The organism is Photobacterium sp. NCIMB 13483 (assembly GCF_003025475.1).
Classification (GTDB): Bacteria; Pseudomonadota; Gammaproteobacteria; order Enterobacterales; family Vibrionaceae; genus Photobacterium; species Photobacterium piscicola.
On the sequence record NZ_PYLV01000001.1, the window covers coordinates 53,278 to 68,481 of the forward strand.

Sequence of the window (15,204 nt, forward strand, 5' to 3'; positions counted from 1 at the left end):
GCTGTGAGTGATTTATTAACCCAAGATGAAATTGATGCGCTATTGCATGGTGTTGATGAACCTGATGATGATGCGAGTGATGGTGATCAAGGCTCTGGTATAACGGCTTTTGATTTTTCTTCGCAAGATCGGATTGTTCGTGGCCGAATGCCGACCCTTGAATTGATCAATGAACGTTTTGCGCGCCATATGCGGATCAGTTTATTTAATATGTTGCGTAAAACGGCTGAAGTGTCAATCAATGGCGTCCAAATGATCAAATTTGGTGAGTATCAAAATACGCTTTATGTGCCTACGAGTTTAAATATGGTGCGTTTTAGACCATTAAAAGGAACCGCATTGATCACCATGGAAGCACGATTAGTGTTTATTTTGGTTGAGAATTTCTTTGGTGGTGATGGTCGTTTTCACGCCAAAATTGAAGGGCGTGAATTTACCCCAACGGAACGCCGTATTGTACAAATGCTACTGAAATTGGTGTTTGAAGATTACCGTGAAGCATGGTCACCCGTGATGTCGGTTGAGTTTGAATATATCGACTCTGAAGTTAACCCAACCATGGCCAATATTGTCAGCCCGACCGAAGTGATTGTGGTGAGCTCATTCCATATTGAGATTGATGGTGGTGGCGGTGATTTTCATGTGGTGATGCCGTATTCAATGGTTGAGCCGATTCGTGAATTGCTCGATGCCGGTGTACAAAGTGACAAAATGGATACCGATGTCCGTTGGAGCCATGCATTACGTGATGAAATCATGGATGTACCTGTAAATCTACGCGCTAAGTTATTAGATATTGATATTTCATTACGTGATTTGATGGAGCTACAAACGGGAGATGTTATTCCAATCTCGATGCCAGAGTCAGCCACGATTTTTGTTGAAGATTTACCGACCTATCGCGCCAAAATGGGGCGTAGTGGCGATAATGTTGCGCTGAAAATTACCGATAAATTAAAACGCCCAGATATGGTGAAAACCGACTTGGCTTTTTTAGATCGTGAACTTTTAAGTTCGACTTTATTAGAAATGAATAACACTGATGACACTCATTAATTGACTCTTTAGTAGGAAAAATCATGTCTCAAAATGATCAACAAATGGCAGATGACTGGGCGGCAGCCCTTGCCGAACAACAAGACAGTGTTCAACCAGCACCATTGGAAGAGTTAATCGATGATACCGCCCCGATCTCTGATGATGAGCGTCGTAAACTTGATACCATTATGGATATTCCGGTGACGATTTCAATGGAAGTTGGCCGTACGCAAATCAGTATTCGTAACTTGCTGCAACTTAACCAAGGCTCTGTGGTTGAGCTTGATCGAATTGCAGGTGAGTCATTGGATGTGATGGTTAATGGTACTTTGATTGCTCACGGTGAAGTGGTGGTGGTCAATGATAAATTTGGTATTCGTTTAACCGATGTGATTAGCCAAACCGAACGCATTAAAAAATTACGTTAGAGTTAACGATGGATCAGTCAGTGACTTTAGGGCAAGCCCCCGATCTTAATCTAGCCACAACCTTAGCGTCATTGGTGTTGGTGATTGTTATTATTCTGTTTTTGGCATGGGTGCTAAAAAAAATGCGCTTAGTGGGCGTGCACAGTAGTGACCAGCGACTCACGATTGTAAAGCAATTAACGCTTGGGCAGCGAGAGCGAATTGCGCTGATTCAAGTGGGTGATGAACAGCTGTTAGTTGGTATCACGCAGCATAATATCTCGTTGCTGAGTAAGCTTGAGCAACCTTTAATCATGGAAGATGTGCCAGCCAATGATTTTGCATCTCAGCTGAGCCGATTGATGACCACCAATGATAAAAAATAATCCCGCAATGTATTTTAAAATCGCTTTATTACTGTTGCTGAGCAGCGGTTGGATCATAACAACCCCTGCTTGGGCAACCGAGAGTGTTACTCAAGCGGCGATGACAGCGGAAAGTAGCGCATCACATTTAATTGCAGGAACTGGCCATGGTGGTATTCCTGCATTATCAGTCACCATGAACCCTGATGGTAGTGAAGATTACTCCATCACCTTGCAAATATTAGCGTTAATGACCGCGTTGGGATTTTTGCCTGCGGTGGTGATTTTAATGACATCATTTACCCGTATTGTGGTAGTGATGTCGATTTTGCGTCAAGCGATGGGTTTACAACAAACACCATCAAATCAGGTGATTATTGGTATCGCGATGTTTTTGACTTTCTTTGTGATGTCGCCTGTTATCGATAAAATTAATAACGATGCAGTGCAGCCTTATATCAATGAACAGATCAGTGCTAAACAAGCATTAACTAAAGCTGAAGCGCCGATGCGACAGTTTATGTTGAAGCAAACGCGCGTTAAAGATCTGGAAACCTTTGTTAATATTTCAGGTTCTACTGCGACGGATCCACAAACTGTTCCTATAACGGTGTTGGTGCCTGCCTTTATTACTTCTGAACTTAAGACTGCATTTCAGATTGGATTTATGCTGTTTTTACCGTTCTTAATCATTGATTTAGTGGTGGCGTCAGTATTGATGGCGATGGGTATGATGATGCTATCACCGATGATTGTGTCATTGCCGTTTAAATTGATGTTGTTTGTTTTGGTAGATGGTTGGAATTTAATTCTGTCTACGTTAGCCGCCAGTTTTGGCACCTTATAAAGCCTACTTAAAGAGTAAGGATAAATAGACGATGACTCCTGAAGCGTTTGTCGGCATTTTTCAAGAAGCGTTGTACATGGTATTGATCATGGTGTGCGCAATTGTTATTCCGGGCTTATTAATTGGTTTGGTGGTCGCGGTATTTCAAGCGGCAACCTCGATTAACGAACAAACATTGAGTTTCCTGCCACGTTTAGTGGTGACGTTATTAGCACTGATGTTCTTTGGGCACATGATGACACGCATGTTGATGGATTATTTTTTTCGTATTATCGATCAGATACCACAACTGCTGTACTAATTGTATTGATAGCAGCTCGCCACCGTGTTTGTCTCGTGAGTAGTCACCGTTTATGCACTATACCTCCAGCATATTATTAGAGTGGATTGCCAATTATTTTTGGCCGTTTACTCGTATTTCTTCAATGATGATGGCAATGACCTTTTTTGGGGCGCGTTTTGTGTCACCTAAAATTCGGCTATATCTGGCATTAGCGATCACTTTTACTGTGATGCCAATGCTACCTAAAGTGCCGACTGACATTGAGTTACTCTCTTTGGCCGGGTTTATTGTTACTACTCAACAAATCATTATTGGAGTGGCGATGGGGTTAGTGACCCAGTTTATTACGCAGACTTTTGTATTGTTAGGACAAATTTTAGGCATGCAATCAAGCTTAGGTTTTGCCTCAATGGTGGATCCTGCTAATGGTCAAAATACCCCCGTATTGGGACAATTTTATATGTTTCTGGCGATATTATTGTTCTTAGCCACTGACGGTCATTTGACGATGCTGAATGTGGTGGTGTTGAGTTTTACTACCTTACCCGTAGGAAGCAGTATGTTAGTTGCTGCTGACTATCACCAATTAGCTGGGTGGTTTGGACATATATTTAAAGCTGGGGTTGATATGGCGCTGGCTGGTGTTATTGCACTATTAACCGTTAACCTTTCATTTGGTGTGATGACCCGTGCTGCGCCCCAGTTAAATATTTTCTCATTAGGCTTTTCATTTGCGTTGTTACTTGGGCTTGCAATCAGTTGGTTTATTGTGCTGGGGATAGTGCCGCAATATGAGGCTATTTGGCAAACAGGGCTCGATCAAGTTTGTCGTTTAGTTCGGCTAGATTGTTAACCGTAAATTCCGTTTTATAATGGCTTATTGCGCTGCTTATCTTTCTTATATTCACTTTTTTAATTCACCATGGACGAATCACAATGTCGGATGCTGACGGTCAAGAACGTACCGAAGACGCCACCGCGCGAAAACGCGAGCAGGCGCGAGAAAAAGGTCAAGTACCGCGCTCAAGAGAATTAGCCTCCGTTGCTGTATTGGTTTCCGGTGCTGTGGGTTTAATGTGGTTTGGTGAAGGTTTAGGAACCGCATTAGCCAAGGTCATGAGTCGAATGTTTACTCTCAGTCGTGAAGAAGCATTTGATGTTCACTTACTATTTTCGGTGATTTCTACGGCGATATGGCAGGTGTTTTTACCACTGGTTATTATTCTAGTGTTTTTATTTACTGCCGCCTTGATTGGAGCTGCGGGGCTCGGTGGCGTGCGTTTTTCTTCTGAAGCGGCAATGCCAAAATTCTCAAAAATGAACCCAATGAGCGGCCTTAAACGCATGTTTGGCAGTCAAAGTTGGGTTGAATTAATTAAATCGATACTTAAGGTTGGGTTAGTTGCCAGTGTGGCTGGATATTTAATTTATTCAAGTTTGAATGACTTTTTTCAGCTCAGTATCGAAACCTTTCCTGCTAATTATTTTCATGCCTTAGATATTCTATTGAATTTTGTATTACTGATCTGTTGTTCGTTGTTGATCGTGGTCGCCATTGATGTGCCTTATCAAATTTGGCATTTTAGCGATCAATTAAAAATGACCAAGCAAGAAATTAAAGACGAATATAAAGACTCAGAAGGAAAGCCGGAAGTTAAAGGTCGTATTCGTATGCTACAGCGCGAAATGGCACAACGCCGTATGATGGCGGATGTTCCTCAGGCAGATGTTGTGATCACTAACCCTGAACACTTTTCTGTGGCATTACGTTATGATCCTCAATTAGATGCCGCGCCAGTAGTGATTGCCAAAGGGGGGGATCACTTAGCCCTTAAAATTCGTGAAATTGCCAATAAACACAATATTGATATTGTTCCTGCCGCACCATTAGCACGTGCGATTTACTATACCACTGAATTAGAACAACAAGTGCCTGATGGGTTGTTTGTTGCGGTTGCGCAAGTGCTTGCTTACGTTTTTCAATTAAAAGCTTATCGACGTGGTAAAGGACAAAAGCCTACTTTATCGGCAGCAGCAACAGAGATTCCACCAGAGCTACAGCATTAATAAAATAACAATGGCCGCTAACAGTATAATTTTACTGTCAAAATAATGGCATAACTATGCGGCATGATAATTGCTTAACCATAAATCTTCGTGATGGTTTATGGTTCTATCTAGAGTCATAACCTCACTTTTATGTAAATAATCGTGATTTGATGACAATAGAATGAAGCTTTCAATTCCTTTTGCTTCGCGCTTACCGTTAGCGCGTTTACAGAATATGCCCGCTATTGGTGCACCAGTGATGGTGTTAGCCACCTTGGCGATGATTATTCTGCCAATGCCACCATTATTATTGGATATGACGTTTACCTTTAATATTGCGTTGTCATTAGTGGTGTTGTTAGTGACTGTTTACACCCGTCGTCCTCTCGATTTCGCCGCTTTTCCTACCGTATTACTTATTGCCACCTTATTACGTTTAGCCCTTAACGTAGCTTCAACACGGGTGGTGTTATTGCATGGTCATGAAGGTTCTGATGCGGCAGGACAGGTCATTGATGCCTTTGGCTCGGTAGTGATTGGCGGTAACTATGCTGTGGGTTTGGTGGTATTCCTTATCCTTATGATCATCAATTTCATGGTTGTTACCAAAGGTGCTGGGCGTATTTCAGAAGTTAGTGCTCGCTTTACGCTAGATGCGTTACCCGGTAAACAAATGGCGATTGATGCGGATTTAAATGCGGGTCTTATTGATCAAGAGCAAGCACGAACGCGTCGTTTTGAAGTGACCAAAGAAGCGGATTTTTATGGTTCGATGGACGGTGCATCTAAGTTTGTTAAAGGGGATGCGATCGCTGGTATTTTGATTTTGTTTATCAATATTATTGGTGGCTTGATCATTGGTATGACGCAATATGGCTTAGGCTTTATGGAAGCGATGGAGATTTATAGTCTACTCACCATTGGTGATGGCTTAGTCGCACAGATTCCATCGTTGTTGTTGTCTATTGGTGCCGCGATGTTGGTTACTCGTCAAAATACTGACGAGGATATGGGCCAGCAGATGTATTTTCAGATGTTTAATAACCCTCAAGCCTTGATTATTACTGGGGTTATTTTATTTGTTATGGGGATTGTTCCAGGCATGCCCCATGTGCCGTTTTTACTGTTAGCTGCCATTATTGGTGGTGCAGCTTATTGGCGTTATAAGAAAGATAAAATAGTAGCATTAGTTGAAAAAGAACCACCAACACATGCGATGGCGCCAGCGCAGCCAATGAAAGAATTGTCATGGGATGATGTGCAGCCCGTAGATACCATTGGTCTTGAGGTGGGTTATCGACTTATTTCAATGGTAGATAAAGACCAAGGTGGTGAGTTGTTAGAGCGCGTTAAAGGCGTGCGTAAAAAGTTATCTCAAGATTTTGGTTTTCTCGTGCCTCCTGTCCATATTCGTGACAATTTGGAACTCCCTCCTAATAGCTACCGTATCAGCCTAATGGGTGTTACCTGTGGCGAAGCTAATATTCATCCCAACATGGATTTAGCCATAAATCCCGGCCAAGTGTTTGGCAATATTGATGGTGAACGTACGCTCGATCCTGCTTTTGGTTTAGAAGCGGTGTGGATTCAAGTTTCTCAACGTGAACATGCACAAGCGTTAGGTTACACCGTGGTGGATTCTGCCACTGTGCTGGCGACCCATTTAAGTCAATTACTCACTAACCATGCTGCTCAATTACTGGGCCATGAAGAAGTACAAAACTTACTTGAAATGTTAGGGCAATCAACACCGAAATTAGTGGATGGTTTCGTGCCTGATCAATTGCCATTAGGGGCGGTAGTGAAGGTAATGCAAAACTTACTTAATGAAGCTATTCCACTACGAGATATTCGAACCATTGTTCAAACCCTGTCTGAGTACTCCAGTAAGAGTCAAGATCCTGACATTTTAACCGCCGCTGCACGTATTGGATTAAAACGCTTAATTTGTCAGGAAATCAATGGAATAGAAGCAGAATTACCCGTCATTACTTTAGTCCCTGAGTTGGAACAGATATTGCATCAAACGATGCAGTCTGCTGGGGGGGAGTCATCGGGTATTGAGCCTGGATTAGCCGAGCGTTTACAACGTTCACTAACAGAAGCAACACAACAACAAGAATTAAAAGGTGAACCTGCGGTGTTATTAACCTCCGGTGTTTTACGTTCTACCTTGGCAAAATTTGTCAAAAATACCATTCCGACCTTGAGAGTACTTTCTTATCAAGAAGTGCCCGATGAAAAGCAAATTCGAATTGTTAATGCGGTAGGTCATTAATAATGTTGAAAGTGAACACTAATTTAAGCACTTGCTGATAGGGAACTAAGTTTGAAAATTAAACGATTTTTTGCCAAGGATATGAGAACCGCACTTAGCGAAGTCAAAGAAGAACTTGGCCCTGATGCGGTGATTATGTCAAATAAAAAAGTCTCGGGTGGGGTTGAGATAGTGGCTGCAGTTGATGCAGAAACAAGCCAACCAGTTGCAAAAACAAACCATGCCGTACGTGATGAATTAGAACAAGGTTTAGGCCAAGCAAGGCGAAAACTGGCGGATGATAAAGTTAATGTAACGCCTTCTGTTTCAAAGCAGTTTGCCAGCGTACTGCAAAATTATGCCGCAGCAACAGAGGGGAGCGATAATATGGCCTCAGTGGATTCATTAACTGCCTTGTTGCAACGCCAATCTAAACATCAAACCCAGCATCAGCAACAATCAGCGCTAAATAGCACTAATGAGTTAAGTCGCGATCAAGCTCGACAGCATTATTACCACAGCGAGAGTCATGAACAACAGCGTCAACACGCTAGCACCGACAGACAACGGTCGTTATCTCAGTCGAAACAGGCTCGTCGTTATGATGATTCGGCACAAGATCTCAATGTGGGGAATTATGTTCGTCCATCATCAAAACATTATGAACACGAGACAAATGTTGGGCGAAATGACTATGCTAGTACCGCGCGTAAACCTCGTTTAGATCCGAGTCGTTATGAAGCAAAAAATGTCAAAAAAGATGATGAATTAGATGCGATGCGAGCCGATATCGTGTCTATTCGACGCTTATTAGAACATCAATTATCAGGGTTAATGTGGCAAGAAGTTGAACGCCAAGAACCGATGCGGGCGATGATGATCAAACGGCTTGAAAAGATGGGATTATCCGATCAATTAGCTGATCAATTAGCGTGCTATATACCGGAAGATTTGCCTACCAATGAAGCCTGGCCCGCTTTACTTGATTTGTTAGCCGATCAATTAGTGACCACGGATGACTGTATTTTAGAAAATGGTGGTGTGGTGGCATTACTTGGCCCGACAGGGGTTGGAAAAACTACCACGGTTGCCAAACTAGCGGCACGAGCTGCGATGGAGTTTGGTCCTCAACAAATAGCGTTAGTGACCACCGATAATTACCGTATTGGCGCCCATGAACAATTGGCCACTTATGGCCGAATTATGGGATGTCCTGTAAGAGTTGCTAAAGATGCGCAGGAACTGGCCGATATACTTCATCAGTTGCGTCATCGTCGATTAGTGCTGCTTGATACCGCCGGTATGGGTCAACGCGATATTCGTTTGTCAGAACAATTAGATACCTTAATGCAAAATAGCGGCGCTAAAATCCGCAGCTATTTAGTGATGCCTGCGACATCCCAACGACGAGTACTACAAGAAACACTTGAACATTTTCGTCGTATTCCATTATCGGGCTGTGTATTAACCAAGTTGGATGAATCGTTGAGTTTAGGTGAAATCATCGGTGTCGCTATTCAAAATGCGTTACCGATTGCCTATTTAGCGGACGGTCAACGGGTTCCTGAAGACTTGAAAGTAGCGACCGGGAATTATCTCGTTTCGCGCGCAAATGAGTTGTTAGAACTAGAACTGTCACAGCAATCTCATCTCTGGTCTAGTGATAGCTCAGATAACATTTCGGCTGATTTTTATGACTGAGAACATCATGTACGATCAAGCGAGTGGTTTACGTCGAATGACCCAATTAACGTCGACGAAGGTCATTACGATTACAGGTGGTAAAGGGGGCGTAGGTAAAACCAATGTCACTCTTAATATGGCAATTTCAATGGCGCGTCAAGGCAAGCGGGTCATGGTACTTGATGCTGATCTTGGATTGGCGAATGTTGATGTAATGCTTGGTTTACGTGCAGGACGCAATCTGTCGCATGTATTGGCGGGAATGTGTGAACTTGAAGACATTATTATCGAAGGCCCTTACGGCGTAAAAATTATACCTTCGGCTTCAGGTACTCAAAATATGGCTGAATTAACCCCGACGCAACATATAGGGTTAATTCGAGCATTCAGCAACTTACAGTATGATATTGATTTTTTCTTAGTTGATACTGCCGCGGGTATTTCAGACATGGTGCTGAGTTTTGCTCGTGCTGCTCAAGACATCATTATTGTGGTTTGTGATGAACCGACTTCGATCACAGATGCATACGCATTAATGAAAATTTTGAGTCGTGAGTATGATATTCAACGGTTTAAGATTGTGGCTAACATGGTACGTAGTTATCGTGAAGGACGTGATTTATTCATTAAGCTAACTCGAGTAACCGAACGTTTTCTTGATGCTAACCTTGAGCTTGCGGCATGTATTCCACTTGATGACAATGTTCGCCAAGCGGTTAAACGCCAAAAAATAGTGGTCGAAGCATTCCCACACAGTCCGGCGGCATTAGCATTAAATTCATTAGCATCAAAAGCAATGACATGGCCACTTCCGCATCACCCCGGCGGACATTTAGAGTTTTTTGTTGAACGATTGTTGGTGCACAAACCACGAGCCATGGAGGCTACTTTTCGTGAATAAAACGTTAACTTATAGCCGTTACCAACAAAGCCCACAGGCGTTTATTGAGCGTTATTCGACGTTGGTTAAACGAATAGCTCATCACTTAATGGCACGGTTACCACCCAGTGTTTTGGTCGAAGACTTAATTCAATCTGGCATGATTGGCTTATTAGAAGCGCAACAGAATTATGATCCCACTAAAGGGGCTAGTTTTGAAACTTTTGCTGGAATTCGTATTCGTGGTGCGATGCTAGATGATATTCGACGTGGTGATTGGGTACCGCGATCTGTATACAAACATAGTCGGCGTATTAGTGATGCGATTGCAAAACTAGAGCACAGCCTTGGACGAGATCCAACGGACATTGAAATATCACAGTTTCTAGAAATGCCGCTAGAGCAATATCATCAAGCATTAAATGACGTTAATTGTGGCCGTATTGTGGGTATTGCCGATCTTGCTGGTGGTGAAGAAACCATGATGCATGAGGATGATATTGATCAAAATATGCCGTTGCAGAATGTTGTTGATGATAGTTTTCGCCATAGTTTAGCTGCGGCGATAAAAACCTTACCAGAACGTGAAGCCTTGGTGTTATCGCTGTATTACGACGAAGAAATGAATTTAAAAGAAATTGGTGCTGTTATTGGTGTCAGTGAATCACGTATTTGTCAGATTCATAGCCAAGCGATGCAGCGCTTACGAGCTAAATTACAAGCTTGGGCTGCCTAATTTCAATAAAACATAAACCATAATTATTTTATAACTAAGAACAACACAGGTTTCGCTGTGGAGGCAATTTTGAATACAAACATGAAAATTCTTATTGTTGATGATTTTTCAACAATGCGTCGAATTGTAAAAAATTTACTGCGTGATTTAGGGTTTAATAACACAGTAGAAGCAGATGATGGTCTAACAGCACTACCACTATTAAAACGTGGTGATTTTGATTTTGTAGTAACAGATTGGAATATGCCAGGAATGCAAGGTATTGATTTGTTACGTCAGATTCGTGCGGATGAGCAATTAAAGCATTTACCTGTATTAATGATTACAGCTGAAGCTAAGCGTGAGCAAATCATTGAGGCCGCTCAAGCTGGCGTTAATGGTTATATTGTAAAACCATTTAATGCAGTGACATTAAAAGAAAAACTAGCAAAGATTTTTGAACGATTACAATAGTGATTGTGTTTTGGCATAGGGAAATATAATCATGATTTCATTGGAGCAAGCACAGCAGTTAGTGGTGTTGCTTGAACAAAACCAGCAACAACAAGCCAATACACTCGTGCAAACTTTAGTTGAACGTCATCATGCGCCTATGTATGAGGAAGTTGGAAAAATGACTCGCCAGTTACACGATTCATTGGTGAGTTTTCGGTTGGATCCTCGCTGGAACGATTTAGCGAGAACCGATATTCCTGATGCGCGCGACAGTTTATCTTATGTAATTGATAAAACAGAAGCAGCGGCAAACCGAACTATGGATGCGGTTGAAATAACCTTGCCGATTGCTGAGCAATTACAACAAACATTACATAGCCTGCATCCGCAATGGCAGCGCTTAATGGTGGGGCAAATTGCGTTAACTGATTTTAAACAGCTTTGTCATGATATTAATGCGTTACTGCTTCAAGTTGATCAAGATAGCTCACTATTACGAGAGCATTTAACCGATATTTTAATGGCACAAGATTTTCAAGATCTTACTGGGCAAGTCATACGACGAGTGATCACCTTGGTGCATGAAGTTGAAGATCGAATGTTGGATATTCTGCAAGCATTTGGAATAGAACAAGCATCATCTTCTAGCGTAGAGCTGCTGCCATTAGGGGTTACTGCGGAAGGACCTATTATTAATCCTCAGCAACGTAAAGATACGGTTTCATCGCAAGATGATGTTGATGATTTACTTTCAAGTCTTGGATTTTAGAGGGAATTTATGAGTTTTAATTTAGATGAAGATATCCTACAAGACTTTTTGATCGAAGCCGGAGAGATCCTTGAATTATTGTCTGAGCAATTAGTTGAACTTGAACGTAGTCCAGATAATAGTGAATTATTAAATGCTATCTTCCGTGGTTTTCATACCGTAAAAGGTGGCGCAGGTTTTTTATCATTAACTGAGTTAGTTGATGCTTGTCATGGCGCGGAAAACGTCTTTGATTTGCTACGTACGGGTAAGCGTAAAGTGACATCAGAATTGATGGATGTCATTTTAGAAGCGCTAGATTGTATTAATGTGATGTTTGCTCAAGTACAAGAGCATCAACCATTAAGCAAAGCCGATCAAACTTTGTTGGATCAGTTGCATCATTACAGTTTACCGCCAGCAGTTGTTGCAGCGACAGTCGATATTGTTGAAAAGACAATGGCTGAAACCGCTGTGGTTAGTCATCAACCTCTTGCGGCTGCTGCACCGACAAGTGCGATTGCGGCTAATTCTGTTGACGATATCACTCAAGATGAATTTGAACGCTTATTAGATGAATTGCATGGTGTAGGTAATTCACCATCGTCGTCATCAACCGCTGTTATCGCTAATACTGTTACAAGTGTTGAAAGTAATGATATTACCGATGATGAGTTTGAACGTTTATTAGATGAGTTACATGGTAGTGGCAATGCGCCCGGTGCTGGCAGTTCGTTTGCTGCGGTTGATATTTCGACGACCACATCAGTTACGACCCCCATGCCGTCTAGTGAAAATGAAAACCTTGCCGTTGTTAACGATGATTTAATGACTGATGATGAATTTGAAAGCTTATTAGATGAATTACATGGTATTGGTTGTGCGCCTCAGGTTGATCATGCTGCTAGTGTGAATCAAGCGGCAGTCAGTACACCTGTTATTGAAGCTTCAGTCATTGAAAACCCAATGTCAGTCGCGCCAACAGTGGTCAGTGAGCCTGTTAATCGTTCACCATTACCAGCAGCTAAAGATAAACCTAAGCCTCAAGCGGAGACAACGGTACGTGTTGATACTTCGACCCTCGATATCATTATGAATATGGTGGGCGAGTTGGTATTGGTGCGTAATCGACTGGTTAGCTTAGGTTTAAATACTACCGATGAAGAAATGTCAAAAGCGGTATCAACATTAGATGTTGTGACTGCGGATCTTCAAGGGGCTGTAATGAAAACTCGCATGCAGCCGATTAAGAAAGTCTTTGGTCGTTTTCCGCGAGTGGTACGTGATTTAGCCCGTAGTCTCAATAAAGAAATTGTGCTTGAGATGGTGGGTGAAGATACCGATCTTGATAAAAACTTGGTGGAAGCACTTGCTGATCCATTAGTACACTTAGTCCGTAACTCCGTTGATCATGGTATTGAAATGCCTGCAGAACGAGAGCTGGCAGGCAAATCGCCAGTGGGTAAAGTGTTATTATCAGCCTCGCAAGAAGGGGATCATATTCGATTAACTATCGCTGATGATGGTAGTGGAATGGATGCCAATAGATTGCGTCAAATCGCGATTGATCGCGGCATGATGGATCACGATGCAGCTTCACGCTTGAGTGATAATGATGCTTATAATCTGATTTTTGCACCGGGTTTTTCAACTAAAAAAGAAATTTCAGATATTTCCGGACGTGGTGTTGGTATGGATGTGGTTAAAACCAGTATCAACCAACTTAATGGCTCAATCGTGATTGATTCTACCTTAGGAAAAGGGACACGTATTGACATTAAGGTACCGTTAACATTAGCGATTCTACCAACATTAATGGTCGGCGTAGCTCAGCAACCTTTTGCCTTGCCGTTAGCAAATGTGAATGAAATTTTCCACTTAGATTTGACCAAAACCCATACCGTTGACGGTCAATTAACCATTATTGTGCGTGATAAAGCGATTCCATTATTTTACTTACAAGATTGGTTATCAAAAAAATCAACAACGAACAAACAACATAATAGTTTTGGTCATGTGGTGATTGTACAAACGGGTCATCAGCGGATCGGGTTTGTAGTTGATAGTTTGATTGGTCAAGAAGAAGTCGTGATTAAACCGTTAGATAAATTGCTCAAAGGAACGCCAGGAATGGCTGGGGCAACCATTACCAGTGATGGTCATATTGCGCTTATTTTAGATGTACCTAATTTATTAAATCATTATGTAAGACGTTAATTATTAACAATGATACCCCGTAAACCGCCAGTGTTTAGGCTTGCGGTGTTGTTTATGTAAAGGAATGAAAACAAATGGCAATAAAGGTGTTAGTTGTTGATGATTCAAGTTTTTTCCGTCGGCGTGTCAGTGAAATTATTAATGCAGACCCTCGATTAACTGTTGTAGGTAATGCAACTAACGGCAAAGAAGCGTGCGAGTTGGTTAAAGCGTTGCAACCTGACGTTATTACGATGGACATTGAAATGCCGGTGATGGATGGAATCACTGCCGTCCGTGAAATAATGAAAATAGCCCCAACACCTATTTTGATGTTTTCTTCTTTAACCCAAGCTGGCGCTAAAGCAACGTTAGATGCTCTGGATGCTGGCGCATTAGATTTCTTACCGAAAAAATTTGAAGATATTGCTCGTAATCGTGATGATGCTGTCGATTTATTACAAAAACGCGTAGCAGAATTAGCAGGTAAACGGTTTTATTTGCGCCGCAATAGTAGTGTCGCAGCGACAATCAAACCCGCATCTATTCCGTCGGTGCGTCATACCGCAGCGACACCGACTAAGGTGATGGCAACAGCAACCTCCACTGTTACTTCAAGTGTTGGACGTACATTGGCTGGTTCAGCAATAGCGAGTTCGGTAATGACGCCATCAATGCCATTTCATTTTCGTGCATCAGGGAAAAAATATCAGTTATTAGCCATTGGTACATCTACGGGGGGCCCGGTTGCTTTACAAAAAATATTAACTCAATTACCGGCTAATTTTCCTCACCCGATTGTGTTAGTGCAACATATGCCCGTGACATTTACCGCCGCTTTTGCCGCTCGATTGAATAACTTATGCCGTATAGAAGTAAAAGAAGCCCAAGATGGCGATATACTACGCGCTGGTGTTGCTTATTTAGCGCCAGGTGGACAGCAGATGATGGTCGATGGACGTAACGTTGGAGCACGGTTACGAATTATTGATGGTGGCGATCGAATGAACTATAAACCTTGTGTTGATGTGACGTTTGGATCAGCGGCAAAAGTGTTTAATGATCGGGTGCTATCGATAGTGCTGACAGGCATGGGTGCTGATGGGCGTGAAGGTGCGCGGATGTTAAAAGCCAATGGTTCGACCGTTTGGGCACAAGATGAAGATAGTTGTGTCGTATATGGTATGCCACAAGCAGTTGCTAAAGCTGGCATTTCTAGTCATGATCTTCCCCTCGACCGTATTGCTGAATGTATTTTAATTGAATTAGGTTTGTCGTGA

At 42.2% G+C, this 15,204-nt stretch carries 15 protein-coding genes; all 15 read left to right on the top strand.

The window, feature by feature from the left end:
• Positions 1-3 precede the first annotated feature (3 nt).
• On the top strand, positions 4-1,056 hold the full coding sequence (fliM, locus tag C9I86_RS00260) for a flagellar motor switch protein FliM (protein ID WP_080156973.1): 1,053 nt from the start codon (positions 4-6) through the stop codon (positions 1,054-1,056).
• A 23-nt stretch (positions 1,057-1,079) separates the two neighbouring features.
• The gene (gene fliN / locus C9I86_RS00265) at positions 1,080-1,466 is read left to right on the top strand and encodes a flagellar motor switch protein FliN (protein WP_080156971.1); all 387 of its coding nucleotides are present in this window, start codon (positions 1,080-1,082) and stop codon (positions 1,464-1,466) included.
• A gap of 8 nt (positions 1,467-1,474) precedes the next feature.
• On the top strand, positions 1,475-1,831 hold the full coding sequence (gene fliO / locus C9I86_RS00270) for a flagellar biosynthetic protein FliO (protein ID WP_080156969.1): 357 nt from the start codon (positions 1,475-1,477) through the stop codon (positions 1,829-1,831).
• Complete coding sequence (gene fliP / locus C9I86_RS00275) at positions 1,818-2,657, top strand: flagellar type III secretion system pore protein FliP (RefSeq protein ID WP_080156967.1); 840 nt, start codon at positions 1,818-1,820, stop codon at positions 2,655-2,657. Before fliO ends, fliP begins: the two co-directional genes overlap by 14 nt.
• Positions 2,658-2,688: 31 nt before the next feature.
• Positions 2,689-2,958, top strand: a complete 270-nt coding sequence (gene fliQ, locus C9I86_RS00280) for a flagellar biosynthesis protein FliQ (RefSeq protein ID WP_036795654.1) — start codon at positions 2,689-2,691, stop codon at positions 2,956-2,958.
• A 52-nt stretch (positions 2,959-3,010) separates the two neighbouring features.
• Positions 3,011-3,793 (top strand): flagellar biosynthetic protein FliR, encoded by a 783-nt coding sequence (gene fliR / locus C9I86_RS00285; protein WP_107275314.1) that lies wholly within the window; start codon positions 3,011-3,013, stop codon positions 3,791-3,793.
• Positions 3,794-3,876: 83 nt separating this feature from the next.
• The gene (flhB, locus tag C9I86_RS00290) at positions 3,877-5,007 is read left to right on the top strand and encodes a flagellar biosynthesis protein FlhB (protein WP_107275315.1); all 1,131 of its coding nucleotides are present in this window, start codon (positions 3,877-3,879) and stop codon (positions 5,005-5,007) included.
• 163 nt (positions 5,008-5,170) lie between these two features.
• A complete protein-coding gene (gene flhA, locus C9I86_RS00295) occupies positions 5,171-7,267 on the top strand; it encodes a flagellar biosynthesis protein FlhA (protein WP_107275316.1) in 2,097 nt (698 codons plus the stop codon).
• Positions 7,268-7,318: 51 nt separating this feature from the next.
• A complete protein-coding gene (flhF, locus tag C9I86_RS00300) occupies positions 7,319-8,947 on the top strand; it encodes a flagellar biosynthesis protein FlhF (protein ID WP_080156960.1) in 1,629 nt (542 codons plus the stop codon).
• Positions 8,940-9,830 carry a MinD/ParA family protein gene (locus tag C9I86_RS00305; RefSeq protein WP_080156958.1) on the top strand — a complete coding sequence of 297 codons (891 nt, stop codon included), beginning with the start codon at positions 8,940-8,942 and terminating at the stop codon, positions 9,828-9,830. The genes flhF and C9I86_RS00305 overlap by 8 nt, the downstream gene beginning before the upstream one ends.
• Positions 9,823-10,545 carry an RNA polymerase sigma factor FliA gene (locus C9I86_RS00310; protein WP_107275317.1) on the top strand — a complete coding sequence of 241 codons (723 nt, stop codon included), beginning with the start codon at positions 9,823-9,825 and terminating at the stop codon, positions 10,543-10,545. The genes C9I86_RS00305 and C9I86_RS00310 overlap by 8 nt, the downstream gene beginning before the upstream one ends.
• A gap of 81 nt (positions 10,546-10,626) precedes the next feature.
• Positions 10,627-10,998, top strand: a complete 372-nt coding sequence (gene cheY / locus C9I86_RS00320; protein WP_080156955.1) for a chemotaxis response regulator CheY — start codon at positions 10,627-10,629, stop codon at positions 10,996-10,998.
• A gap of 31 nt (positions 10,999-11,029) precedes the next feature.
• Positions 11,030-11,749 (top strand): protein phosphatase CheZ, encoded by a 720-nt coding sequence (locus tag C9I86_RS00325; RefSeq protein ID WP_080156953.1) that lies wholly within the window; start codon positions 11,030-11,032, stop codon positions 11,747-11,749.
• A gap of 9 nt (positions 11,750-11,758) precedes the next feature.
• The gene (locus tag C9I86_RS00330) at positions 11,759-13,945 is read left to right on the top strand and encodes a chemotaxis protein CheA (protein ID WP_107275319.1); all 2,187 of its coding nucleotides are present in this window, start codon (positions 11,759-11,761) and stop codon (positions 13,943-13,945) included.
• Between the two features lie 74 nt (positions 13,946-14,019).
• Positions 14,020-15,204 carry a chemotaxis response regulator protein-glutamate methylesterase gene (locus C9I86_RS00335; RefSeq protein ID WP_107275320.1) on the top strand — a complete coding sequence of 395 codons (1,185 nt, stop codon included), beginning with the start codon at positions 14,020-14,022 and terminating at the stop codon, positions 15,202-15,204.